18 protein-coding genes are annotated in these 22,157 nt (G+C 38.5%); 13 read left to right on the top strand and 5 right to left on the bottom strand.

Annotation, left to right across the window (positions count from 1 at the left end):
* Window positions 1-17 precede the first annotated feature (17 nt).
* Window positions 18-443: a GNAT family N-acetyltransferase gene (locus HXT33_RS02560; RefSeq protein ID WP_004136380.1), complete on the top strand. Its 426-nt coding sequence runs from the start codon at window positions 18-20 to the stop codon at window positions 441-443.
* Window positions 444-447: 4 nt separating this feature from the next.
* On the opposite strand, the gene epsC is transcribed toward HXT33_RS02560, so the two are convergent.
* The 4 genes from epsC to HXT33_RS02580 all read right to left on the bottom strand — a co-directional run bounded on the left by epsC (window position 448) and on the right by HXT33_RS02580 (window position 3,575).
* Window positions 448-1,287: a serine O-acetyltransferase EpsC gene (epsC, locus tag HXT33_RS02565; protein WP_004136383.1), complete on the bottom strand. Its 840-nt coding sequence runs from the start codon at window positions 1,285-1,287 to the stop codon at window positions 448-450.
* A gap of 115 nt (window positions 1,288-1,402) precedes the next feature.
* The gene (cysK, locus tag HXT33_RS02570) at window positions 1,403-2,335 is read right to left on the bottom strand and encodes a cysteine synthase A (RefSeq protein WP_004136385.1); all 933 of its coding nucleotides are present in this window, start codon (window positions 2,333-2,335) and stop codon (window positions 1,403-1,405) included.
* A gap of 654 nt (window positions 2,336-2,989) precedes the next feature.
* A complete protein-coding gene (locus HXT33_RS02575; RefSeq protein ID WP_004136387.1) occupies window positions 2,990-3,316 on the bottom strand; it encodes a type II toxin-antitoxin system RelE/ParE family toxin in 327 nt (108 codons plus the stop codon).
* Complete coding sequence (locus tag HXT33_RS02580; protein ID WP_004136389.1) at window positions 3,303-3,575, bottom strand: type II toxin-antitoxin system Phd/YefM family antitoxin; 273 nt, start codon at window positions 3,573-3,575, stop codon at window positions 3,303-3,305. Before HXT33_RS02580 ends, HXT33_RS02575 begins: the two co-directional genes overlap by 14 nt.
* A 400-nt stretch (window positions 3,576-3,975) precedes the next feature.
* On the opposite strand from HXT33_RS02580, the gene HXT33_RS02585 reads away from it, so the two are divergent.
* The 9 genes from HXT33_RS02585 (at window position 3,976) to HXT33_RS02625 (ending at window position 15,777) form a co-directional block, all read left to right on the top strand.
* Window positions 3,976-5,334: a hypothetical protein gene (locus HXT33_RS02585; protein WP_421787443.1), complete on the top strand. Its 1,359-nt coding sequence runs from the start codon at window positions 3,976-3,978 to the stop codon at window positions 5,332-5,334.
* 283 nt (window positions 5,335-5,617) lie between these two features.
* Entirely contained in the window at window positions 5,618-6,427 is an 810-nt protein-coding gene (locus tag HXT33_RS02590; protein WP_421787445.1) for a nucleoside phosphorylase, read from the top strand.
* A 336-nt stretch (window positions 6,428-6,763) separates the two neighbouring features.
* Window positions 6,764-8,512 (top strand): ABC transporter ATP-binding protein, encoded by a 1,749-nt coding sequence (locus tag HXT33_RS02595; RefSeq protein WP_421787447.1) that lies wholly within the window; start codon window positions 6,764-6,766, stop codon window positions 8,510-8,512.
* Window positions 8,513-8,987: 475 nt separating this feature from the next.
* The gene (locus tag HXT33_RS02600) at window positions 8,988-9,974 is read left to right on the top strand and encodes a DUF3137 domain-containing protein (protein WP_004136397.1); all 987 of its coding nucleotides are present in this window, start codon (window positions 8,988-8,990) and stop codon (window positions 9,972-9,974) included.
* Window positions 9,975-10,031: 57 nt separating this feature from the next.
* Window positions 10,032-10,598, top strand: a complete 567-nt coding sequence (locus HXT33_RS02605) for a LemA family protein (RefSeq protein WP_116793912.1) — start codon at window positions 10,032-10,034, stop codon at window positions 10,596-10,598.
* A gap of 250 nt (window positions 10,599-10,848) precedes the next feature.
* On the top strand, window positions 10,849-12,930 hold the full coding sequence (locus tag HXT33_RS02610; protein WP_421787450.1) for a hypothetical protein: 2,082 nt from the start codon (window positions 10,849-10,851) through the stop codon (window positions 12,928-12,930).
* 436 nt (window positions 12,931-13,366) lie between these two features.
* Window positions 13,367-14,176, top strand: coding sequence for a nucleoside phosphorylase (locus HXT33_RS02615; protein ID WP_421787452.1), 810 nt, complete (start codon window positions 13,367-13,369; stop codon window positions 14,174-14,176).
* A 155-nt stretch (window positions 14,177-14,331) separates the two neighbouring features.
* On the top strand, window positions 14,332-14,937 hold the full coding sequence (locus HXT33_RS02620; protein ID WP_421775733.1) for a type IV toxin-antitoxin system AbiEi family antitoxin domain-containing protein: 606 nt from the start codon (window positions 14,332-14,334) through the stop codon (window positions 14,935-14,937).
* Window positions 14,938-15,777 (top strand): nucleotidyl transferase AbiEii/AbiGii toxin family protein, encoded by an 840-nt coding sequence (locus HXT33_RS02625; RefSeq protein WP_421787454.1) that lies wholly within the window; start codon window positions 14,938-14,940, stop codon window positions 15,775-15,777.
* A gap of 252 nt (window positions 15,778-16,029) precedes the next feature.
* Here HXT33_RS02625 and HXT33_RS02630 read toward each other — a convergent pair whose 3' ends face one another.
* Window positions 16,030-17,370 (bottom strand): Na+/H+ antiporter NhaC family protein, encoded by a 1,341-nt coding sequence (locus tag HXT33_RS02630; protein ID WP_421787456.1) that lies wholly within the window; start codon window positions 17,368-17,370, stop codon window positions 16,030-16,032.
* Window positions 17,371-17,910: 540 nt separating this feature from the next.
* Between HXT33_RS02630 and HXT33_RS02635 the strand changes: the two genes are divergently transcribed.
* The 3 genes from HXT33_RS02635 to HXT33_RS02645 all read left to right on the top strand — a co-directional run bounded on the left by HXT33_RS02635 (window position 17,911) and on the right by HXT33_RS02645 (window position 22,124).
* Window positions 17,911-18,678 carry an ATP-binding cassette domain-containing protein gene (locus HXT33_RS02635; protein ID WP_375168960.1) on the top strand — a complete coding sequence of 256 codons (768 nt, stop codon included), beginning with the start codon at window positions 17,911-17,913 and terminating at the stop codon, window positions 18,676-18,678.
* Window positions 18,668-20,746: a YhgE/Pip family protein gene (locus tag HXT33_RS02640; RefSeq protein WP_375168959.1), complete on the top strand. Its 2,079-nt coding sequence runs from the start codon at window positions 18,668-18,670 to the stop codon at window positions 20,744-20,746. Before HXT33_RS02635 ends, HXT33_RS02640 begins: the two co-directional genes overlap by 11 nt.
* Window positions 20,747-20,909: 163 nt before the next feature.
* Complete coding sequence (locus HXT33_RS02645) at window positions 20,910-22,124, top strand: hypothetical protein (protein ID WP_421787458.1); 1,215 nt, start codon at window positions 20,910-20,912, stop codon at window positions 22,122-22,124.
* Window positions 22,125-22,157 lie beyond the last annotated feature (33 nt).

The raw sequence follows: 22,157 nt of genomic DNA on the forward strand, positions 1-22,157 counted from the left end.
GCGAGGTGTTATTGTAAATGAATCTAGCAGATGTTCAAATAAAAGAGTACGAAAAATATAATAGCAAAGATATTTTAAGACTATATGATTCTGTTGGTTGGTCTTCGTATACAGATGATTTAGTTGCTTTAGAAAATGGTTTTAACAATTCACTCAAGGTTTTAGCTGCGTATAAAAATGACGAGCTGGTTGGAATTGTTAGAGCTGTTGGTGATGGATATACGGTTGTTCTTATTCAGGATATTCTTGTTTTGCCAGAGTATCAAAGGCAGGGGATAGGGTCTGCTTTGTTAAAGGCGATTGTGGATTGTTATCCTAATGTTCGTCAAATTCAATTAACCACGGATTGTACTGAAAAAACTATTGCTTTTTATAAATCTGCTGGTTTTATTGAGTTATCAGAAATCGAGTGCTGCGGTTTTATAAAAGACAGAGCATTATAGTGTATTAGGCTTTAGGGAAGTGGTAGGTTGTGTTTGCAGGAATGCTGCGGTTAATCCAAGCATTTGCTGCGATTATACTTCCGCTTCCTATTGTGGTTTCTCCGCCTAAGATTGTTGCGTTTGCGTAAATTACAACATTATTTCCAATATTTGGATGCCGCTTTCCGCCTTTTACAGGATTCCCATCCTCATCTAGCGCAAAACTTTTTGCACCCAGCGTTACGCCTTGGTAAAGCTTAACATGCTCGCCGATTACAGTTGTTTCGCCGATTACAATGCCAGTTCCGTGATCAATGCAAAAATATGCGCCAATTTTTGCTCCTGGATGAATGTCAATTCCAGTTTTTCTGTGCGCGTATTCGCTCATAAGTCTAGGAATTAGCGGTACGTTAAGTTCGTAGAGTGCGTGAGCTGTGCGGTGAATAAGCATTGCATAAAAACCAGGGTATGCGAGCGTTACTTCTACTTTGCTTGTGCAAGCAGGATCGCCTTCATACATGGCTTTAATATCTGTTAAAAGTAACTTTTTAATTGTAGGAAGAGTATTTATAAATTGATTGCAAGTTTCTCGAATTTCAGCTGCGTTGCTTGTGTAGGCTTGAAGTTCGTGGAATATAATGCGTTCTATAGTGTCTAATGCGTTTGAGGTAACGGTATTCAAACTAGTATTGAGTTGCGTAGTATCGTTGCTTAAATTGCGCACATGCAACTCAGGCAAAAGTAGAGCCTGAGTCGCATGTATTAGCGCAATAATATTTCGGTAATTAGGTATGAATGTAGCTTGCCTTATGTCTGAATCGTTAATTGAGTTGAGTTTGCTTATAAGGTCAAGGTGATCATTCATACATTTCTCCTATTATTCTCTTGCTTGTTTTATTCGAGTGTTCGAAAGTGCGCTTGTAAATCTACTAAAAACGCACTTTCAAAACATCATTTATTATTATCATTATTGCATAGCATTATTCTGCAAACAAAGGCGTTGACAAGTAGCGATCTCCGGAATCTGGAAGTATTGCAACAATGGTTTTGCCAGAGTTTTCTTCTCTTTTTGCTTCTTGAATTGCTGTCCAAACTGCTGCTCCGGAAGAAATACCTACGAGCACACCTTCTTTTTTGCTTATAAGCTTGCCGTTTTCGATTGCGTCTTCATTCGTTACGTGAACAATGCGATCATAAATATTCTGGTTGAGGACGTCCGGCACGAATCCTGCGCCGATTCCTTGAATCTTGTGTGCTCCTGGCTTGCCGCCTGCGAGCACAGGGGAGTCTGCTGGTTCTACTGCGATTACTTCAAGCTGAGGATTTTTCTCTTTTAAGTATGTGCCAGTACCGGTGATTGTGCCGCCTGTTCCAACGCCAGCAATGAGAATATCCACGTTTCCGTCAGTATCTTGCCAAATTTCTGGACCGGTTGTTTTGTAGTGCGCGTGCACATTTGCTTGATTAGTAAACTGTCCTGGAATCCACGCGTTTGGCGTGTTTTCAACGATTTCCTTTGCTTTGGCAATTGCGCCTTTCATTCCATCTTTAGCTGGGGTGAGCACGAGTTCGGAGCCGTATGCTTTCATAAGTTTTCGGCGTTCAATAGACATGCTTTCTGGCATAACTATAATGCTTTTGTATCCTTTTGTTTGAGCAATCATTGAAAGACCGATGCCAGTATTTCCAGAGGTTGGCTCAACGATTACTGAGCCTGGTTTAAGCTTGCCTGCGTTTTCTGCTTCTTCGATCATCTGCTTTGCAATGCGGTCTTTTACGGAGCCTGCTGGGTTGAAGTATTCGAGTTTTACAAGGATTTTTGCTGCTAGATTGTACTCTTTTTCAATGTGAGTAAGCTCCAGAAGTGGAGTGTGGCCTACGAGTTCTTGCACGGACTTGTAGATGTTAGACATAATATTTCCCCTTACTTGTTTGTTTTGTTTTATTTGTTTTGTTTTTGTTTTGTTTAATTTGATTTGTTTTTAATTGTTAAAAACAATTTTTATTAGTAAAGCGACTACCGTTTTATTAGTTGTTTCTAGAGATGCCATTTATCTGTTTAATATTTAATCCGTATTAGATTGTTATCTTTTTAAGATTTTATATTCGAATTTTGGCATAAAAAAAAAGAAACAGCGCGCTGTTTCTTGAATCGTAATTTGCTGTGTTTTAACGTAAATGCTTTTAACACAGGCTAGATGTTATGCATACTTAGTGCTTGCAAACATCATTTCGATTAAGAAATGCGCAACAGCATACGTTACAACAACAATTTGTCATCATATTTGTATGATACATGTGCACTCCTTTACTCGTCGAAATGGTGATAAGTGAAGACTATAGCGAATGGATTTGTGTTTGTCAAACTTTGATTTGTACTACTTTTTCTGCGTGAGTGTCTCTGCTTGGCACTAGTGGCCATTAGGTGCAAAATTGCAGAGATTGGCTACTTTGAGGCGGTAAAGAAAATTGCCGTAAATGGCAAAATCTTCACTGGTATTTATTGGATGCGTATCTCGATAGTAGGTATATACCAAAATAACAGGCTAGTATTCCAACAACTTTAATTACAGTATGTCAACCCAGTTTTGTCTAGCATGAAGTATTCTATGCACCATAACTGTTTTATTTTCTTCGCAAATTTTATAGAAGATTACATATTTTTTAACGAAACATCTTCTAAAGTTTTTGCTACTTAAGTAATCATCGTTCACCAGTCTGTATCGATAAGGCATTGTTGATAGGCTCGAAACAGTGGATTCTACATTATCGAGGAATTCGGATGCTGTAATTGGCGAGTCTAAGTTGTGCGCAATGTAATGAACTATGTTTTGCAAATCTTTGTGATAACTTTGCGAAACGATTATTGTGTATTTTTGGTTATTTTGCGCCATTGTTGAGTTCTTCTCTTAAGTTTTGCATTGATTCTTCAAAAGATAATGTGCGATTATTGTTAAAATCAGACTCGCTTTGATCAAGTAAGCTGTATAGTTCATATTTGCTCATGAACTTGTTGAATAAGTCAATGCTCATTACTGCTAAGTCTCCGCGACCGTTTTTTGTAATGAAAACTGGCTCTTTTGTTTCGTGGCAGAATGTTGATATCTCGTTGTAGTTATTGCGTAAATCTGTGCTTGACTTAATAGTTGGCATCGTGCGAGTCCTTTGAGATGATTGTTATTTTATTACTTTGGCGTTTGGCTATTTTATTATTTTTTTTTGAATTCACTTATCTAGTTTTGCTCTATGTACATAAATAAATTATTAAATTAGTTTAATGTACTCTAAAGATATTATATTATTATTTCTTTAGATTATTGACTTTATAGTTTCGATTTTCATGATTTTAGTAGCCATTAAGTGCGAATTTGCAGTGATTGGCTACTTTCTCAGCGATACGATCTGCTTTTGTCGTGCTGCATTTTAAGAAATTTCTCTGTTACTTGCAGTGCTTTTTATTTTAAAATTTAGCAAAATAAATTTTATGCATAATCTGTTTTTATTTAATGATTTTGTATAATTTAGATTGTATAGAGTTAGAGAAAAGGCATGTATGGAACAGTTTAATCAGTATGACTCGAATGACCAGAGTAACTATGATTCAAGTAATCAAAATAACTATTACTCTAGTAGTCAGAATCACTCAACCCAAAACAACACTAATGTAAATTCAAATGGTGCAGGAGCATATTCCGACAATCATGTAAAACAGTACGCTCCATATAATGCAATGAACGCGAACAGTTACAATTTTGTACACAGCAATCCGCAAAACAAGAAGCAATTGCAAAAGCGGCAGGAATTGATTAATGGCTTGATTATTCTTGGCATTGTTTGTGTTGTGGCGGTAGTTGGATTTACTAAGTTTAAGGGGCCGTGCGAGTTTATCGGTGGTGTTGTGACCAGAGTTAGTTGGTTGTTCCAAGGACGCGATAAAGACGGTGTTTTGGGAGATTATGCCGTATGGTCGCGCAAAGAGCTAGAAGGTAATGGGTTGCATGCTTACAATCCTGTAACCGATAAAGATAAGTTCGATAAGAATGGCTTTGAACGTAATCTTAATATGTCGGAAGACTATCTGAGTGCCAGTCAAATTGTAGTAGAAACCAGTGCTGAGAAGGGTCAACTCGGTCCAATCTTAAAGAATGATGTGGTTAATAATGACTTTGACGAAGCTATCATGGATAAGTTATATAAAAGCTATTGTAAAGTAGTTGATCCTGACTTGAGCTACGATAGAGGGGAAAACTTTTTTGACGATAGTAAAAATAAATCAGCTTCTACTGATCAACTAATGTTTCTAAAGCGTGTCCAGGACTATATTCCTATGGGCTACTATGCTTTGTGTGATGATGAAGAGAATCCAAGAAATTCAGGATTAGTGTTAATTGGTACTCGCCAGAATGTACTGCGACAGGATGGCAGTTCAGTTTATGTTGATAAAGATGGTAATCCGGTGACTTTGAGCGAATCGGCACATCGCGATAGTTTAATCAGTGTTGCGTGGTACATGCTGTATAAGCAAGGATTTGCTAGAGTTCAAGTTACTCCGGGCGGTGTGGTTGGTATAGGCGCCGGTTTGCATAGCACTGAACTGCAAGATTATGATACATTTACCGAGGTAGTTGTGCCGTCGAAGACCGACCCCAATAAGTTTGATTTATACATAGACGCTATCTATATGCCAAATGGCAAGAAATATCTTGGTGATGATGGAGATTTTAATGAGGAAAAGGGCAATAGGATGATAGGTGAATTGCCAATTGAGCAAGTTAATATTTTGCGTAATAAAAACAAACATTTGATGCCATTCAGAATTGTAGCGCACAATGTTGAACGCCCGCTTGCTGTTGCGAAAGGCCAGGATAGTAGCGAGATAGACGAAATAGTCAAGAACTTTAAAATTAAGTAGTACCTTCTGTCTAGAGAATTATCGCTTGTGTGTGATTTCTGTTGCATTCCTAAGCGTTGTTTTTTGTGCTTTTAACGCGAGCGAGGTATGCCTTCGTTTCTACTAGCGAATGCAGTGCTGACTGTTGGGTTTGTGTATTTGTGTCGGTGAAGAAAATTGCTGTAAATGGCAAAAATCTTCATTTTGATTGGCTACTTTGGGATTTTTGTGCGATAATGCGCATACTGGTATATAGGATTGAATGGCTTGTAGAATTAGTTGATTGTATGACGGAGCTGATTGTATGGCAGAATATGATTTACCGATTTTAGAGTATGATTCCGATAAAAGCGCAGTTTTAATGCCAAATCACGATAATATTTCTGTTCAGCTTCCATCTAAAGCGGTTTTTGCTTTCTTAGGCGATGAAATCGATCAGTATGCTTTAAGTAGAAAAGCTACGATTGTAGCAAATTTTGAATCTGCAACTAAAAAATATCCGATATATGTTTTGGAAGAAAAAGTAGGAGATGTAGTAAGAGAAAATACAAACAGTGAAGTAGAAGAAGAAACGCAAAAAATCTGTTTAGTACAGGCTCCAGTTGGCGCTCCTGCCGCTGTTCAGATATTGGATTGGTTGATTTCTTACGGTGTTAGGGAAGTTGTTAGTGCTGGTTCTTGCGGATCGCTAGTTGATTATGCGGAAAACGTTTTTTTGGTTCCGTATAAAGCTTTAAGGGATGAGGGGACTTCTTATCATTATTTGCCTCCAAGTCGTTATGTTGACGTTTCAGAGCGCTCGAGACGTGCTATTTTGCAAACTTTGCAGGCGCATAATTTGCCTTATCATGAAGTTAAAACGTGGACTACGGATGGGTTTTTCCGTGAAACTAAGACGAAAGTTGCAAGTCGTAAGCAGGAGGGGTGCGCGGTTGTGGAGATGGAGTGTTCTGCTTTAGCGGCTTGTGCGCAGATGCGCGAGATTGTTTGGGGTGAGATTCTTTATACTGCAGATACTTTGCACGATGTTGAAAATTATGATGAGCGAAATTGGGGTGGAGATTCTAAAGCGTATGCTCTTGAGCTTTGTATTGAAGCAGTGTTGCGCATTTGACACGTTTACACTGATATTACATATGAAATCAATGTTTTAATTTGATTTTTTTTTTTAACTCTATGCTTATTATTTCTAGCAAGCATTACGTATAAGTGTGTTTAAGCATTTATATGTGTTGTCAAGTAGATAAGCATGACCAATCAGGATAAGTATGCTAGTGTAGCTTTCAATGCTTTGTAGAGAGCGAATCGGTAATTTGGGAACGAAAATGCTAGCTGCGAAAATGCTATTAGATAAAGGAATAATAGAAATACTACGAATAGTATAGATAGCAGTGATAGTAGAAATACTAGAAATAGAAGAGATATATAAAGGAAGTGAGAGGTAGCGAGAATGAGTAAAACTTACAACGCGGCAAATCAGCAATCATCCAAACTACATCCCGACGTAAAAAATTACGTAAAACTATTTTTCAAAGAAAACAAACTTGTAGCTTTTCTTTCGATGATAGTTTTTATTGCCTTGTCTATGATTTTCACTGCTATTTCTTGGATTTTGCAAATTATTTTCGACTATATGTCTGGCAAAGGAGACTTCTCTTTAACTACTATTTTGCTGCTTGTCGTTTCCTTTATGCTGGCAATCTCTTTAATTTTCGCGTTGAAGCGCAGCGCGTACCCTCGCTTTCTTGAAAAAGCAATGAATCAGTATAAAGAGTCTGTTATCAAAAAGCTTTTAAAGAAGAGTTATAGTGATTTCTCGCTTGCGAATTCCGGCACGTATCTTTCTGTACTTACTAATGATTGCGAGCGTATTCAAGAAAAGTATTTGAAGAAGATTTTTGATTTTGTTCAAGACGTTCTTATGCTTGTAAGCTCTCTAGCTCTTATGATTTACTACAGTCCGCTGCTCACTGTTATTGCTCTTATTATTTCCCTGCTTCCAATGGCTTGTTCTATTCTTACAGCTAACGGAATTGCCACTCGCGAAGAGCAGGTTTCTAAGTCGAATGAATCTTATACAGCTTTGACGAAGGATGTTTTGAACGGAGTTTCGGTTATTAAGAGTTTTAAGGCGGAGCAGGAGGTTATTGATCGCTACAAAAATCAGTCTATGGAGCTTGAGCATACTAAGAATCTTCGAGAGAAAACAATGACTACTGTTTCTGCTCTTGGAACAATTTCAAGTCTTGGAACTCAGCTTGGCGTGATGCTTGTTGGCGCTTGGATGGTTAACGCTCACGTTGGTGTTATTACTGCTGGAATGGTTTTAGCTTTCACTAATTTGATGAATGGAGTGCTTCAGCCTATTGCAAGTCTTCCGCAAATGCTTGGCGAGATGAAGGGTGCTAAGAAGCTTATTAGCAAGATGGCTGATTATATGAGTAATGCTAAGGAAGATTCTGGCGAAATTATTGACGATTCTATTAAAAACGTTGTTTTGCGCGATGTTTCGTACGCTTATGACGCGGATCATAAAGTCTTGAAAAACGTAAATCTAACTTTGCAGGCTGGAAAATCTTACGCGATAGTAGGACCTTCTGGTGCTGGTAAGAGTAGTTTGATTAATCTGCTTATGGGTTACTACAAGGATTATGAAGGTAGCGTGCATCTGAATAATCACGAGCTTAGTAAGGTTAGCAAGAGTTCGCTTTACGATAAGACTACTCTTATGCAGCAGTCTGTGTTTATGTTTGATGCTTCGATTTTAGATAATATTACGCTTTTTAAGCCATTCCAGAGCGCGGAGGTAGATCGCGTGATTCACTTGGCTGGTTTGGATGATTTGATTGCTGCTAAAGGCAAGGATTATCAGTGCGGTGAGAATGGTAGTCATCTTTCTGGCGGCGAAAAGCAGCGTATTGCTATTGCGCGAAGCTTACTTAAAAAGTCCGAGATTCTGCTGGTTGATGAGGCAACGAGCGCACTAGATAACGAGACGAGCGCGAACGTAACGCAGTCTATTTTGGATTTGCAAGGAATTCTTCGACTTGTTGTAACTCACCGCTTGGATGCTAATTCACTTAAACAATATGATGAGATTCTTGTGATGAAAAGCGGCGAGCTTATTGAGCGCGGAAGCTTTGAGGAACTTATGGATCAGAAGGCTTACTTCTACTCGCTTTACACTGTGTCTATGTGAGGATGTTGATCTGGCTTGGGCTTGGCTTTCGCTTGGTTTGCGCTGAGCAATTTAGCGCAATAGATCCTGAGCCAGTGCTAGTAGCCATTAAGTGCAAATTTGCAGCAATTGGCTACTTTTTCATCAATGCAACCTGCTTTCGCGTTACATTTTAAGGAATTACTCTGTTACTTGTAGTGCTTTTTATTTTAAAATTTTGCAGAATAAATTTTATTCAGAATCTGTTTTTATTTAATGATTTTGTGTAATTTAGATTGTATAGAGTTAGAGAAAAGGCATGTATGGAACAGTTTAATCAGTATGACTCGAATGAACAGAGTAACTATGATTCAAATAATCAAAATAACTATTACTCTAGTAGTCAGAATCAGCCAATCCCAAACAGCTATACTGTAAATTCAAATCCTACAACGTTGTACATAGTGATTCGCAAAATATGTCAAAAATGACGGGTGATTTATAAAAGGGAGATGACATGAATGTAAAATATGGTAGCGTATTTACAAATCCAGAAGTTTTAGACAAACTAGCGCGAATAGAACAATCTCCCCAAATACAAGGAAAATTAAATGAGTTAAAAGAAGGCATAAAAAATAATTCTTTTGATCCAATTCGTTTAATTCCATTCATACCGGTAGTAATGGTTTTAGGCGTTTTGTATAACTACTTTCCAAATATTGATTACTCTCGTTACAAATATTATTTGCTAATAGTAGGTGTTTTTGTTGTTTGCTTTGCAGGTAAGTTTTTTGTAAATAATAAAGTTGATGTAGATTCTTTATATTCGGATAATGTTCTAATGCCGATTTTGAATGCGATTCTGCCAGGAACGGTATTAGAAAATTCTGAAGGAATTGATAGCAGCATTTTTAATAATCTTTTGCCAATATCTAGTAAGTATTATTCAAGTAAACACATAATTTTTGGCGATGAATTCAGAACAGAATTTTCAAATATGCAAGCAATACACTTTTCTAGAAGTGAAAGTGGAAAAAGTGTTAAAAAAACGGATTTTGTTGGGCAAGTCTTATTAATAAACACAAAAACCAATATAAATGGTCATATTAGAATCGTTCCAGTTACTGGAAAGAACTTTATGGGGAAAAAATTAAATGGATACTATGGTAGAAAAACAAAAGAGGAGAGCGAAGTCCAAACAGAATCCATTGAATTTAACAACTCGTATTCAATCTTTTCCACAGACGATTTTTATACAAAGCTTGTATTAGATCCAAGTTTTATAGAAGCATTGAATAATTTGCAAAAAAGAATGAGAGTTTGCATATATCTAGATAGCGAGCATATTATTGCAGCTTTTGATTCTGGTAGGTATATATTAGGAAATCCTGGAAAATCTGGAATAGAAAACCTATCTTTAACAAGAGAATATGCAAGATTTAGAGATGTTTTGGCTGAATATTACGAAATAATCAGCGTAATTAGAGAAAAATTGAAAAAGTAGAAATTGCAATACTAGTGAATTGCAAAATTAGAAAATACTAGAACTAAAGGAGACGTTATGAGTGACGTTATGGATAAGAACACTGTGCTAATTTGTGTTGCAATAGTGCTTATAGCGCTTATTGCTTGGTTTATTGGCACGTTAAATAGGCTAAGAAAATATAGGGTGATTATAGAAGAGTCGCGGAAAAACGTTGATATTGCGCTCGCTAAAAGATACGATACGATTTGCCAAATGCTTAAAGTTGCGCAGTCGTTTGCAAAGTACGAAAAAACAACCTTAGTGGATTTAGTGAGTTTAAGAGAAGGATTGGGATCAGCGGATTCTAGTTCGGTAATCAAAAATCAGAATCATGCAATAGGGAAGATTTTTGCTTTGGCGGAAGCTTATCCGGAATTAAAGTCTTCTGAGCAGTTTTTGAATTTGCAAGAGGAAATAAACGATGAAAATGAGCAGCTGGCGGCGGCAAAAAGAATCGTAAATAGTAACATTAGTACTCTTAATCAAAATATCGTTACCTTCCCAGTGTCGCTTATTGCAAGCTTAAGTGGAATAAAGCAGATGGCTTTTCTTGACGAAGATGATCTAATCAATAAGAAGAATATTGATAGCATACTGAGCTAGTTAAAATGTTTAGCTAGTGAAAATGTTTAGCTAGACGGTATATCTAATGTAGCCAATCGCCCGCGAATTTGCAGTGATTGGCCGCTTTTCTTCAATGAGACCTGCTTTTGCGTTACATTTTAAGGAATTGCGTTGTTGCTTGCAGTGTTTTCTTTGCTTTAAAATTTTGCAGAATAAATCTTAGAAAAATCTATATTTATTTAATGATTTTGTGTAGTCTAGATTGTATAGAGTTAGAGAAAAGGCATGTATGGAACAGTTTAATCAGTATGATTCGAATTACCAGAGTAACTATGATTCGAGTAATCAGAATCAGCCAATCTCGCACAATGATAATGGCTTATCTAATCAAGGTAAATCGTTTGCTGTAAATAATAGTGCGAATAATAACGTTAATAGTAGCAATGCCAATGACCGGTATCAGCAGAATCAGCCATCTCAGAATCAGCAGTATCAGCAGAACCAGTATCCGCAATATCAGTATGCTCAGAATCAAAACTGGTATGGGCAATATCCTAATCAATATCAAAATTCACAATATTATAATAATCAAGAATATGTGAATAATCAGTATGATCAAAATACCAATAATCTTGCTGCCCAATATCAAGACAACGATACTATAAATTCGAATGCTGAAGGTGCATATTCTGACGATTATGTAAAGCAGTCTGCTCCATATAATGCAATGAACGCGGACAGTTCATATTCATCGGATTCGACTTCAGTTAAAGCAAATTCTTCGAATTTTAATCTTAAAAGTTTATTAACTAAACGAAACAAAATTATTGTAGCAGTAGTTTGTGTAGCAATATTATTGTGCGTAGTAGTGGCTTTATGTGTTCCTAAAAAACATGATAATGGTAAGCAATCTGCTACTGCCAGTTCGCAGTCCGACTCTCATAAGCGTTCAAGTACTGATGCTAAGTCGAAGCCAGAAGAGCATCAAGCGAGCCCCGAAGCGGTCGACGCCGGCGGACCAGCTGATTACTCCGCCTTGCCACTTGACCAGATCTACGACCAGAACTGGTACAAGACGGGCAGTGAGTTGGTTGGTGATCCGGGGCATACTGCTGCTGCTGGTAAGCAAAATGATGTTGGAATGGACGCAAGTGCTCCAGTCAATGACCACGATAGATTTTATAACTTCAATAATGCGCGTTACCAAATCGATTCGGCTGCCAAGAAGGGCCAAATTGGCAAGGTGATTCGCGGTGAAGTTTCTAATAGTGCGACCGACGATGAAAATATGTTGACCTACTACCGTATAACGCGCCAAAAAAATCCCAGCGTCGATCCACCTAAATTAACCGCCGCGCAGCAGCAGTATTTTGACCGGTTGAAGTCTGTTGTTGGCGATTTTAAGACGCACACACATAACGCCTTATATGCTTACCGCATTAGTTATAATGTGAATACTGGTGTTTCTTTTTACAACTCGTATAATTACCGTCATCCGGGCTCTGTGGGGTATGCTGATATGTACCAAAGCAACGCACCGGAACTCAATGTGCCGTATGTAGACGAAAACGGCAACAGCATCGATCTTGATAAATCTGCTCACCACGATAGCTTACTGAGTGTGGCGCGGTGGATGCTATACGATCAGGGGTTTTACGATGTCACCGTAAGCCCAGCTGGTGTTTGGGGTACTTGTCGCTTGGATGATCGTGGTTATACGGAGGCCGTGCAAATTGTCTTGCCGTCGCAAGACGACCCGGATAAGTTTGATGTGTTTGTTGGCGTGTTGGATGACATCTATTTCAATCGAGTATTGACAAGTGACTCAACTTATACTGTGGCGGACTTTAGTGGCACGAATGATTACGCGCTTTACGCCTCAGTGCTCCGCCAAAGCAACAAGGAGACCGGCATTCTGCCGTTCCGCGCTATTTTGCACAATGTCGACCGCCCGTTGCGCGCCAAGGATAATGAGCTAACGCGTGTCGTGCATAAGTTTGGTATTGACGACTATAGGATTAGTAAAATTGTTGGCACCAGCTTTAGTCTTATGGTAAGCAGCAACATGTTCGTTGACAATGAAATCAAGGGCGTGGGATATGGCCCATTTATACACCGTGGTGATGTGAGAATGTTGCCACACTACGATCAATACGTGGGAAGTGGAAGCTTGCCGGTTTATCTTAACGGTATTACTGCTCACGGAGAAAAAAACGGTGACGACGTGGCGCGGTATCGAGCATTTATGCTAAAGGCAGCGCCGACTAGTCGTAAGTGGTATTCTGACCCGAATAAAGGTATTTATTACAATAAAGGAATGTCTAATTACGACGAGTTTGTAAAATTAGACCGTGCAGCGTTTGGTAACTAGCAAAGTGGTTTCAATTGAATACGTGTCGATGTGAAATTCCAATAATTTCAGACTAAGTCAAATCGTGCAAATGCAATTCGTAGCGTGAGCTTGCTTAGAGTTGAAGGTCCAGTGTGCTTTCAACGCGAGCGAGGTATGCTTTCGTTTCGATTGACAAATGTCCGGTAGATTTGCGTGTTTCTGCGTTAGGGTCTCTGTTTGGCTATTTTGGGACATTGGTGCAGTATGGTTTCTGCGCGAGTATCTGATTTTGCCTATTTTGGGGCACTTATGCAGATTGCATACTGCGTGAGTGTCTATGTGTGGCTCAAGTGGCCAATCGTTGTAGATTTGCATTGATTGGCTACTTTGTGATCTTTGCGTACTAATGCGTGTATTTGTATATAGGATTGAGTTGCTTGTAGGATGGAGCTGATCGTATGAAGGAGCTGATTGTATGGCAGAATATGATTTGCCAATTTTAGAGTATGATTCCGATAAAAGTGCGGTTATTATGCCAAATCACGATAATATTTCTGTTCAGCTTCCATCTAAAGCGGTTTTTGCTTTCTTGGGCGATGAAATCGATCAGTATGCTTTAAGTAGAAAAGCTACGATTGTAGCAAATTTTGAGTCTGCGACTAAAAAATATCCGATATATGTTTTGGAAGAAAAAGTAGGAAATGCAGTAAGAGAAAATACAGGCAGCGAAGTAGAAGAAAAAACGCAAAAAATCTGCTTAGTGCAGGCTCCAGTTGGCGCTCCTGCCGCTGTTCAGATCTTAGACTGGCTGATTTCTTACGGTGTTAGAGAAGTTGTTAGTGCTGGTTCTTGCGGATCGCTAGTTGATTATGCGGAAAATGTTTTCCTGGTTCCGTATAAAGCTTTAAGGGATGAGGGGACTTCTTATCATTATTTGCCTCCAAGTCGTTATGTTGACGTTTCAGAGCGCTCGAGACGTGCTATTTTGCAAACTTTGCAGGCGCATAATTTGCCTTATCATGAAGTTAAAACGTGGACTACGGATGGATTTTTCCGTGAAACTAAGACGAAAGTTGCTAATCGTAAGCAGGAGGGATGCGCGGTTGTGGAGATGGAGTGTTCTGCTTTAGCAGCTTGTGCGCAAATGCGTGGGATTGTTTGGGGTGAGATTCTTTATACTGCAGATACTTTGCACGATGTTGAAAATTATGATGAGCGAAATTGGGGTGGAGATTCTAAAGCGTATGCTCTTGAGCTTTGTATTGAAGCAGTGTTGCGCATTTGATACGTTTGTGCTGATATTACATATGAAATCAGCGTAAACGTGTCATTAAGTAGGTGTGTGGCAATCGCAGAATCCTATTAGCGTAAATAGTGATAGTAATCGTGATAGTGAAATTTATATAATTCATCCAATCGTGCTAATATAAATTACAATATATGCACGAAAGGACGGTGAGTGTTATCGCTACAATATTAAACGCTAATGGAAGCAATATGCTTACTTTAAAAGAAGCAAAATCTTGCGGACTGTCAAAATATAAGTTTTATAAATTTGTTAAAGATAATGAACTAGAACAGTTAAGCGGTGGAATATACGCTTCTAAAGACTCGTGGGTAGACGAGTTGCTTCTTATTCATAAGCGTTCGCCATCCGCTGTTTTTTCTCACGACGAAGCTTTCTTTTATCATGGATTAGTTGATATGGAGCCAATTACTCACACTATTACTGTTTATAGTGGTTTTAATGCTCACCGGTTGAAAGCATCGTGCAATGTGAAAGTTTATAGCGTAAAAAAGGAATTGCTTGAAGTTGGAAAGATTTTAGTTACGGATAATCTCGGCAATAAAGTGCCAATGTATGATCTTGAAAGAAGTGTCTGTGATGCGTTTAGAAGCAGAAATTTAATTGAGATTCAGGAATTTAATACAATCTTGAAATCCTATATTGCTAGACCAGACAAAGATCTCAATTTGTTAATGGAATATGCGAAACTTTTTAGAGTAAACAATGTTGTTCGCAAGTATTTTGAGGTGTTACTATAAGTGAATTTAACTGATGCGCAAATAAGGGGTAGAATTAAAAACCTCGCCGAACAAAATAACGCAGATCCTCGTGTGTTAATGCGTCTTTACATGATGGAACGCTACTTAGAGCGTGTGTCAGTTTCAAAATATCACAACAATTTCATTGTAAAAGGCGGTGTTCTAGTAACATCTTTGCTTGGTATTTCTATGCGATCCACTATGGATATAGATACGACTATTCAAAATTATGATTTGTCTCTTGAGAATACGAAAAAAATGATTGAGGATATATCTAGCATAGATATAGACGATGGAGTTGATTTTACTATTAAAAGCGTAATGAAAATTATGGATGATATGGAATATCCAGGTATTCGTTTTGCGCTTGACTCGCGTATTGGAAGAATGGTAACACCAATAAAAATTGATGTTTCTACTGGAGCTACGATTACACCACGCGCAATTGAGTATGACTATAAGTTGATGTTGGAAGATCGTTCTATTTCTATTCTTTCTTACAATATTGAAACAGTGTTTGCGGAAAAGCTACAAACTATTTTATCACGCGGAATTCTTAATACTCGTATGAGAGATTTTTATGATGTTCACGTGCTATTTGTTTCGCATAAAAGAGATGTAAATAGAGAGATTCTTAAGCGTGCTTTTCATTCAACTTGTGAAAATCGTAAAACTGAAAATATTATAGATAATCTTAAATCTATTTATGAAAGTATTGCTTGTGATGAAAAGCTTTCTTTATTGTGGACGTTGTATCAGCGTAAATATTCTTATGCTAAAGATATTGATTTTGGCAGTGCACTACTGAGTTTGGATGCATTATTGAAATTGCTTGAATAGAATTTTGGATTAAAATCCTTTAGGCGAGTGCTGGCTTTTATAAACCATTGGGGGGGGGGGCATGCATTAGCGGCCAATCGCCCGCGAATTTGCAGCGATTGGCTACTTTGCGATTGGTTGATTGGTGGTTAAAAATAAACGCCAGGGAGTTTATTTCAACTCTACTGGCGTTTATTAGTTATTTGCGTTATTCGCTAGTTGCAATTATTCGCTAGTTGCGTTTTTACTTGCCGTGTTTTCGGAAATAATCTGCTAAATAAACTGTGATATTACAATGCCTGCAACCATAAGCGGAATGTTGAAAATAAGGAACGTTGGAACGCAAGTATCCCAAATATGACTGTGTTGTCCGTCCGCATTTAAGCCAGCAGTAGGCCCGAGCGTGGTATCGGAAGCAGGTGAGCCTGCATCTCCAAGAGCTGCAGCGGAAGACATAAGAAGAATCGTTGCAGGAGTGCTAAAACCAATGCTCTGGCAAAGAGGTACGAACAAAACCGCAAGAATAGGAACCGTACCAAACGAAGTACCAATGCCCATAGTTACCAGCAAGCCAATAATCGTAATCACGAACGCAGCAATAATTTTGTTTTGTCCCATAGCTGCAACACCCAAGTGCACAAGCTCATCAACTCCGCCTGTTGCTTGAATAACGTTAGCGTAGCCGCCAGCAATAAGCATAACGAAAGCAATAAGGCCCATAAGCTTAACGCCGCCCATAAGCTGCTTGTCGATGTCGTTCCACTTTATTGCACCAAAAATAATCATGGTTGCAAGACCTGCAAGAGAAGAAAGCGAAAGATCCTTACTAATAACTTGCACTACTACAACAACAATAATTGCAAGAATGGTTACGTAGTGGCGTTTGTTAAGAGGTCCAACAACAGCGTCTGCGGCTTTAGTATCTGCCTCAGTAGTTTCATATTCGCGAGGCTTTCTGTATAGAACAAAAACTGCAAACAGTAGTGCTGCGAGCATTGCAGCGCCCAAATACCAGTTCACTGCGCTAACGTCTGCAACGCTAACTTTCATGCCGTTTTTAGAAAGATTCGTAGCTATAACAGTTTGGAAAATCAAGCCAAATCCAAACGGAATGGCAATGTATGGAACTTCAAGACCAAAAGCTGTGCAGCAGGCGGCCGCTCGACGATCCAACTTGAGCTTATTCATAATCGACAGAATAGGCGGAATAAGAATAGGAATATAAGCAATGTGGACTGGCACAATATTTTGAGACATGCACGCAATTAGAGTTAGTACGGCAAGTAGAGCGTACTTTTTCATGCCAATAATTTTGCTAATTTTTTTAGAAATAATTTGAGCCAAACCGGTTGCTGTAATTGCTTCCGCAAAAGTACCAAGCAAAATGTAGGCGAGCGCAGTTTGCGCATTGGTGGAGAAACCGTCGCAAAGCAACGCCATAATCGTGTGATTTCCATCTCCAAAAAGCGGAAGATGACCGGCAATGCCACCTGCAACGCAAGCTACTATCATTGATAGCAAAACATTAAGTTTTGCAAGACTAAGTGCGCATAGCACTACAACCGACACAATAACCGGATTAAATATAATATTTAAAATTTGCAAACTTAGCATGCCGTTCACCCCTTTAAATGCTTGAATTTAATATATTGCTTGAAGCAACACGTTTTATTTCGTATCGCCTACGTCTGTATTTTTTGCATACGTATTCTTACATATGTATTTCTTACATTTAGTAATTAAAGACAATATAGCATGGAAGTGTTTACAACTTGTTTCTTAAGTGAATATAAAATATAAACAATTAAATAAAAAAATTAGTGTAACTCAACAATTGTTTGCACAAAAGAGTATTCTAAGTGATTAGTGGTGAAGAATTGATAAATCACCAAATGTTCGGTTTTGCACCGTTTTATTGCAGCATTGCAACGTGAGTTTACCGCTGAAAAATAGCGATAAAGCAATGTGAAAATTAAAAATTGTTTTGCTAATTGCGAAAATCCAAAAATAAACAATAAACAAAAAACTGAAAACTAAAAACTGAAAACTGCAAATAAGTTATTTAGAGTATTTAGAGTAAGGAGGAATGCCTGGCGCTCTAAGCAAAAAAGATACTACGCCATATCTTAATTGCAAGCGTCAAACATACAAATTATGAAAGATAGTAAAATGCTTTTAGAAGCTAAAGAATTAGGTTTACAAAGATTTAGAAGAACACCATTTTGGGATGTGTCATTAAAAGTAGAAGCTCATCAAATCGTTGCAATATCAGGCGAACACGGCTCTGGAAAATCAGCTTTGCTACTTGCACTGTCTGGTTATATGAAATTTACGAACGGAACTCTTACTATTGCGGACGCAACTCTTCCTAGCGATTTTAAAGAATCTCGTCAATACGTGGGATTGGGATTATTCAACGGAATTAACGAATTCTACAAAACGCAAACAATAGAAGAAGTTTTGATGAGTGAGCTAAAACTCGCATCATCTTCGCCACTATTTCGCGAACAGTATAAAAATGATGTAAAAAATCGCGAAGCGTTACAGCAGTACGCTTACAACGTGCTAGCGCAGTGGAAAGTATTGTCTCCTCGTAAAACAGCAATAGGAGAGTTGACTCCGTGCGAGCGCATGCGCTTGGCAATTGCGTTGGCTTTGCTAAAAAAGCCGTTGCTGCTATTTGTTGATGGAATTGAAACGGAGCTTACTAGCGAGCAAAGCGAATGCTTACTTTCCGATATTCGCGAATACGTTAGCAAAAACTACTGCTCCTGCCTTGTTGGAGTTTTGCAAAGTGAGTTAGAAAAGCAAGCGGATCAAGTATTAAGACTTATGCCAAATAATGAGAAAACAGAAAATTCTCATACTGATTCTCAGCTTGGTGAACGTAAAGCAAATGGTGGTGAAAATAATGCGCGTTAATACTATTGCTCTTGCATTTCGTGAGCTTAACAACATGATGAAAGGAAAAGCTCGAAAGCTTGTTATTGGAGCCGTAGCTTTGATTCCACTTTTATACGGATCGCTTTACTTATGGGCATTTACAAATCCTTATAAGACTTTGGATACTGTGCCTGTAGCTGTTGTTGTTGAAGACAATGGCGCTATGATTAACGGCAAAATGCGAAACATTGGAAACGAAATCAAAACTCGTTTAAAGAATCAAAAAGACGGTAGTGAAGGTTTCCAATGGAATTTTGTAAATAGTGCCGAAGCGAATAAGGGTCTTAAAAATGGCAACTATTTTATGGTAGCAACTATTCCAGCTTCTTTCAGTAAGTGCATTGCTTCCGCGCAATACGATACTCCTACTAAAGCAAAACTTCACGTAAAGTATGATCAAGCAAGCAATATGCTGGCTTCGCAAATTGGTAAAACTGCTTTCCGCACTATGCGTACTGAGATTAGCGAGGCGATTGCTCAAGAGTATTGGGAGCACATGTTTGCAAAAGTCAACTCGGCTTCGGATTCTCTTGGTGCTGCCGCAAACGGTGCTGGAGCGCTACATGAAGGTTCAAAGTCTTTGCAAGGCGGAATAAATAAGCTTGCAGATGGGTCGAATAAACTTTCGCAATCTTTGCAAAAACTTCAAGGCGGATTAGGGGAGCTTCAAAAAGGCGCGAATACGCTAACTGAAGCCAATGCTCGTAGCAAAGAAGGAGCTCAATATCTTGCACAAAAAACGCAAGATTTAGCAAACGGAGCTCAACAGTTAAGTGAAGGAACGCAAAGGCTATCGGCAGCGACAAGCGAATTCTATGAAGGAGCTCAAAAGCTTGCAGCTTCAAGCAACGAATTAGAAGAACATGTTAAAGCTGGAAACGCTGAAACAAAAGCACAAATTACTGGTCTTCTTATGCAAGCGAAAAACCCAGCAGTAACAAAGGAAGACGTGCTTGCTAATTTGCAAAGTTGGGCAGAAGGATTAGGTGAAAATTCTAATCTTCTAGAAACAAATCTTTCTGCTTTAAGCGCTGGAGCAGACAAGCTTTCTGCAGGAAGCTTGCAAATAAAGGGCGGTGCTGACGCTCTTATGCAAGGCATGGAGAAAGTTAATGTTGGTTCGAATAAGTTAGTTGCTGGCACAAACAAGCTTGCTGACGGTTTGGCTCAAGTAAGTAACGGTAGTGAGAAGCTAAATAGTGGCGTGAATGAAGCTGCACAAGGTTCTGGGAAAATAGTGAACGGTTCTAATCAGCTTAATTCCGGTGTTAAGAAGCTATCTGATAACACTCCAAAGCTTGTTGATGGTGCTAAGAAATTGCATGACGGGCTTAAAGATGCTCAAAAGTCTGGAAAAATCAACAATATTGTTCAAAAAAGTAAAATGATGAGCGCACCAGTTTCCTTGGAGGAGCACGAGTATTCGCACGTTGAAAACTATGGAACTGGTTTTGCTCCTTACTTTATTTCCATCGCCCTTTGGGTTGGTGCTCTTATGGCAACATTCGTTTTGAGAGTTATGGATAGGCGAGCGATACTAAACGGCATGAATCCGCTTAAAAGCGCGCTTATTAGCTTGACGCCGTTTGTGCTTATGGGCGTTGTGCAAGCGATTATTCTTATGGGCGTTGTTCAAGGAGCGTTGAAGTTGCAAATCGATAATGTTTGTGCATTCTACGCGCTGGGGATTATAGCGTCAATAGTCTTTATGGCTATAATGCAAATGATTATGGTGGTGTTCCGCATACCAGGGCGAATAGTTGCGATTGTGCTACTTATGTTGCAAATCACAAGCTCTGCAGGAACGTTCCCAGTACAAATGACGCCGTCATTCTTTAGAGCTGTTCACCCTTACTTGCCAATGACGTACTCGATTATGGGGTTGCGTCAAGCAATGTCTGGAAAGAACAGTGGTGAAATAGTCTCTGGCATTGGAATGCTAGTGCTTTTCGGCGTTATTGCTATTGCTATAACAAGCATTGCCTTCCGCATGAAGCGTACTGTAACAATGTTTGATTTGCATCCTGTAATAACGCTCGAGGCGTAAGCGTCGCTTATCTAATACTAACCTGCGTAAGAGTGAATAGCTTTTGCGCAGGTTTTTTATATTTAAGTAACCTAAATTTATGCAATTTCCAAATATTACAACGTAGTATTAGAATATTTAACTTGCTTGCTTATAATTAGTTAAAGTTTGAGAAGGGGTAGTTATGCCTAATGGAATTGTGTTGAAGCTAAAAAAATTTATTGTGCTAGTACTCTCGCTATTTCTTTTCGTACCATTATGTGCTGGATGCTCGAATCAAAAGGGCGCAAATACAAAAGCTGCTGATAGTGCAAAAAAAGTTAATGTTATTAATGCAAAAGTAGCAGCTTTATATAAAAAAGTTTTAGCAAACGCTGATAAATATGATTTTAATAAATCTGGATATGATTCAGAACTTGATACTAGCCAAAGTAAGTATTCTTACGCGTTAGTCAATATGAGCGATAGGGATATTCCGGAGCTTGTTTTGCGAAAAAATTTTGAATATCTGCCAATGCTGAAGTTTTTTGCTGCGAATAAAGATTACACTGACGTTGTTTCTTCAAATGATTTAATTTGTGATGGAGTGGGATCTGCTGGTTCTAGAGCTTCAGTATCGCAATACGCAGACAGCAATTCATTAAGCTATGTTACTTGGTTGTCCGGAACAGGGTATACTGAAGCCTACAAGGTAACTATGAATATTGAGGATAGCAATCCTGTTAAACAAGAAAAATACTGGTCTGGAATAATCACTGATCTTCCTAAACAAAATACAAAAGATATTAATTTTGTCAGTACAGATGACACTACACTTCTCGATAATTTGGCAAAAACTGAAGATAATACTTATGAGAAGTCTGTAAGCAATAAAGGCGGCGACTCTAATTCAGAAGATAAGGATTCTAAGAAGTCTGGCAAGAAGTCTGGCAAGAAGGCTGACAAGAAGGCTGATAAGAAGTCTAGTAAGAAAGCCGATTCTAAGAAAGCTGCTAGTAGTGAATCTTTAGATAGCAAGATTAAAGCTGAAAAAGCAAGCGGAAGGCAAGTAGTTTCCGGAACTGTGAAGGTTTTGTCGTACAACCAGGTTCTTGAAGCGCAAAATATTCAAGATCCTAATCCGGGATATTCAGATCCTAATCAAACTTTCATGATTCTTATTCTGGATAATAAAACCAGCGTTACTTTGCATCACAGCGGAGATATGGGCAATCCGCCTCATCCTAGCGATGCGACCATGATGGCGATTGAGGATGGCAGTCAAGTCAAACAAATCATGGAGAAGTACATTAATAAGAAAGTTTATGTAAGCTTTACAGTAAACGATGGAGTCTTCCCTTCGGATACTGGATTGCCTTTAGGTGAGCCTCGTTTGAGCAATCTAAAAGTTATTGAATAGCTATTGAATAGTTATTGTTCAATTATAAATAGT

The sequence above is a fragment of the Gardnerella sp. DNF00753 genome (assembly GCF_049244275.1).
GTDB lineage: Bacteria > Actinomycetota > Actinomycetes > Actinomycetales > Bifidobacteriaceae > Bifidobacterium > Bifidobacterium greenwoodii.

Excerpts from the sequence above, each read along its gene's own strand:
- HXT33_RS02560 (WP_004136380.1), top strand. The coding sequence starts at position 18 with ATGAATCTAGCAGATGTTCAAATAAAAGAGTACGAAAAATATAATAGC.
- epsC (WP_004136383.1), bottom strand. The coding sequence starts at position 1,287 with ATGAATGATCACCTTGACCTTATAAGCAAACTCAACTCAATTAACGAT.
- cysK (WP_004136385.1), bottom strand. The coding sequence starts at position 2,335 with ATGTCTAACATCTACAAGTCCGTGCAAGAACTCGTAGGCCACACTCCA.
- HXT33_RS02575 (WP_004136387.1), bottom strand. The coding sequence starts at position 3,316 with ATGGCGCAAAATAACCAAAAATACACAATAATCGTTTCGCAAAGTTAT.
- HXT33_RS02580 (WP_004136389.1), bottom strand. The coding sequence starts at position 3,575 with ATGCCAACTATTAAGTCAAGCACAGATTTACGCAATAACTACAACGAG.
- HXT33_RS02585 (WP_421787443.1), top strand. The coding sequence starts at position 3,976 with ATGGAACAGTTTAATCAGTATGACTCGAATGACCAGAGTAACTATGAT.
- HXT33_RS02590 (WP_421787445.1), top strand. The coding sequence starts at position 5,618 with ATGGCAGAATATGATTTACCGATTTTAGAGTATGATTCCGATAAAAGC.
- HXT33_RS02595 (WP_421787447.1), top strand. The coding sequence starts at position 6,764 with ATGAGTAAAACTTACAACGCGGCAAATCAGCAATCATCCAAACTACAT.
- HXT33_RS02600 (WP_004136397.1), top strand. The coding sequence starts at position 8,988 with ATGAATGTAAAATATGGTAGCGTATTTACAAATCCAGAAGTTTTAGAC.
- HXT33_RS02605 (WP_116793912.1), top strand. The coding sequence starts at position 10,032 with ATGAGTGACGTTATGGATAAGAACACTGTGCTAATTTGTGTTGCAATA.
- HXT33_RS02610 (WP_421787450.1), top strand. The coding sequence starts at position 10,849 with ATGGAACAGTTTAATCAGTATGATTCGAATTACCAGAGTAACTATGAT.
- HXT33_RS02615 (WP_421787452.1), top strand. The coding sequence starts at position 13,367 with ATGGCAGAATATGATTTGCCAATTTTAGAGTATGATTCCGATAAAAGT.
- HXT33_RS02620 (WP_421775733.1), top strand. The coding sequence starts at position 14,332 with ATGCACGAAAGGACGGTGAGTGTTATCGCTACAATATTAAACGCTAAT.
- HXT33_RS02630 (WP_421787456.1), bottom strand. The coding sequence starts at position 17,370 with ATGCTAAGTTTGCAAATTTTAAATATTATATTTAATCCGGTTATTGTG.
- HXT33_RS02635 (WP_375168960.1), top strand. The coding sequence starts at position 17,911 with ATGAAAGATAGTAAAATGCTTTTAGAAGCTAAAGAATTAGGTTTACAA.
- HXT33_RS02640 (WP_375168959.1), top strand. The coding sequence starts at position 18,668 with ATGCGCGTTAATACTATTGCTCTTGCATTTCGTGAGCTTAACAACATG.
- HXT33_RS02645 (WP_421787458.1), top strand. The coding sequence starts at position 20,910 with ATGCCTAATGGAATTGTGTTGAAGCTAAAAAAATTTATTGTGCTAGTA.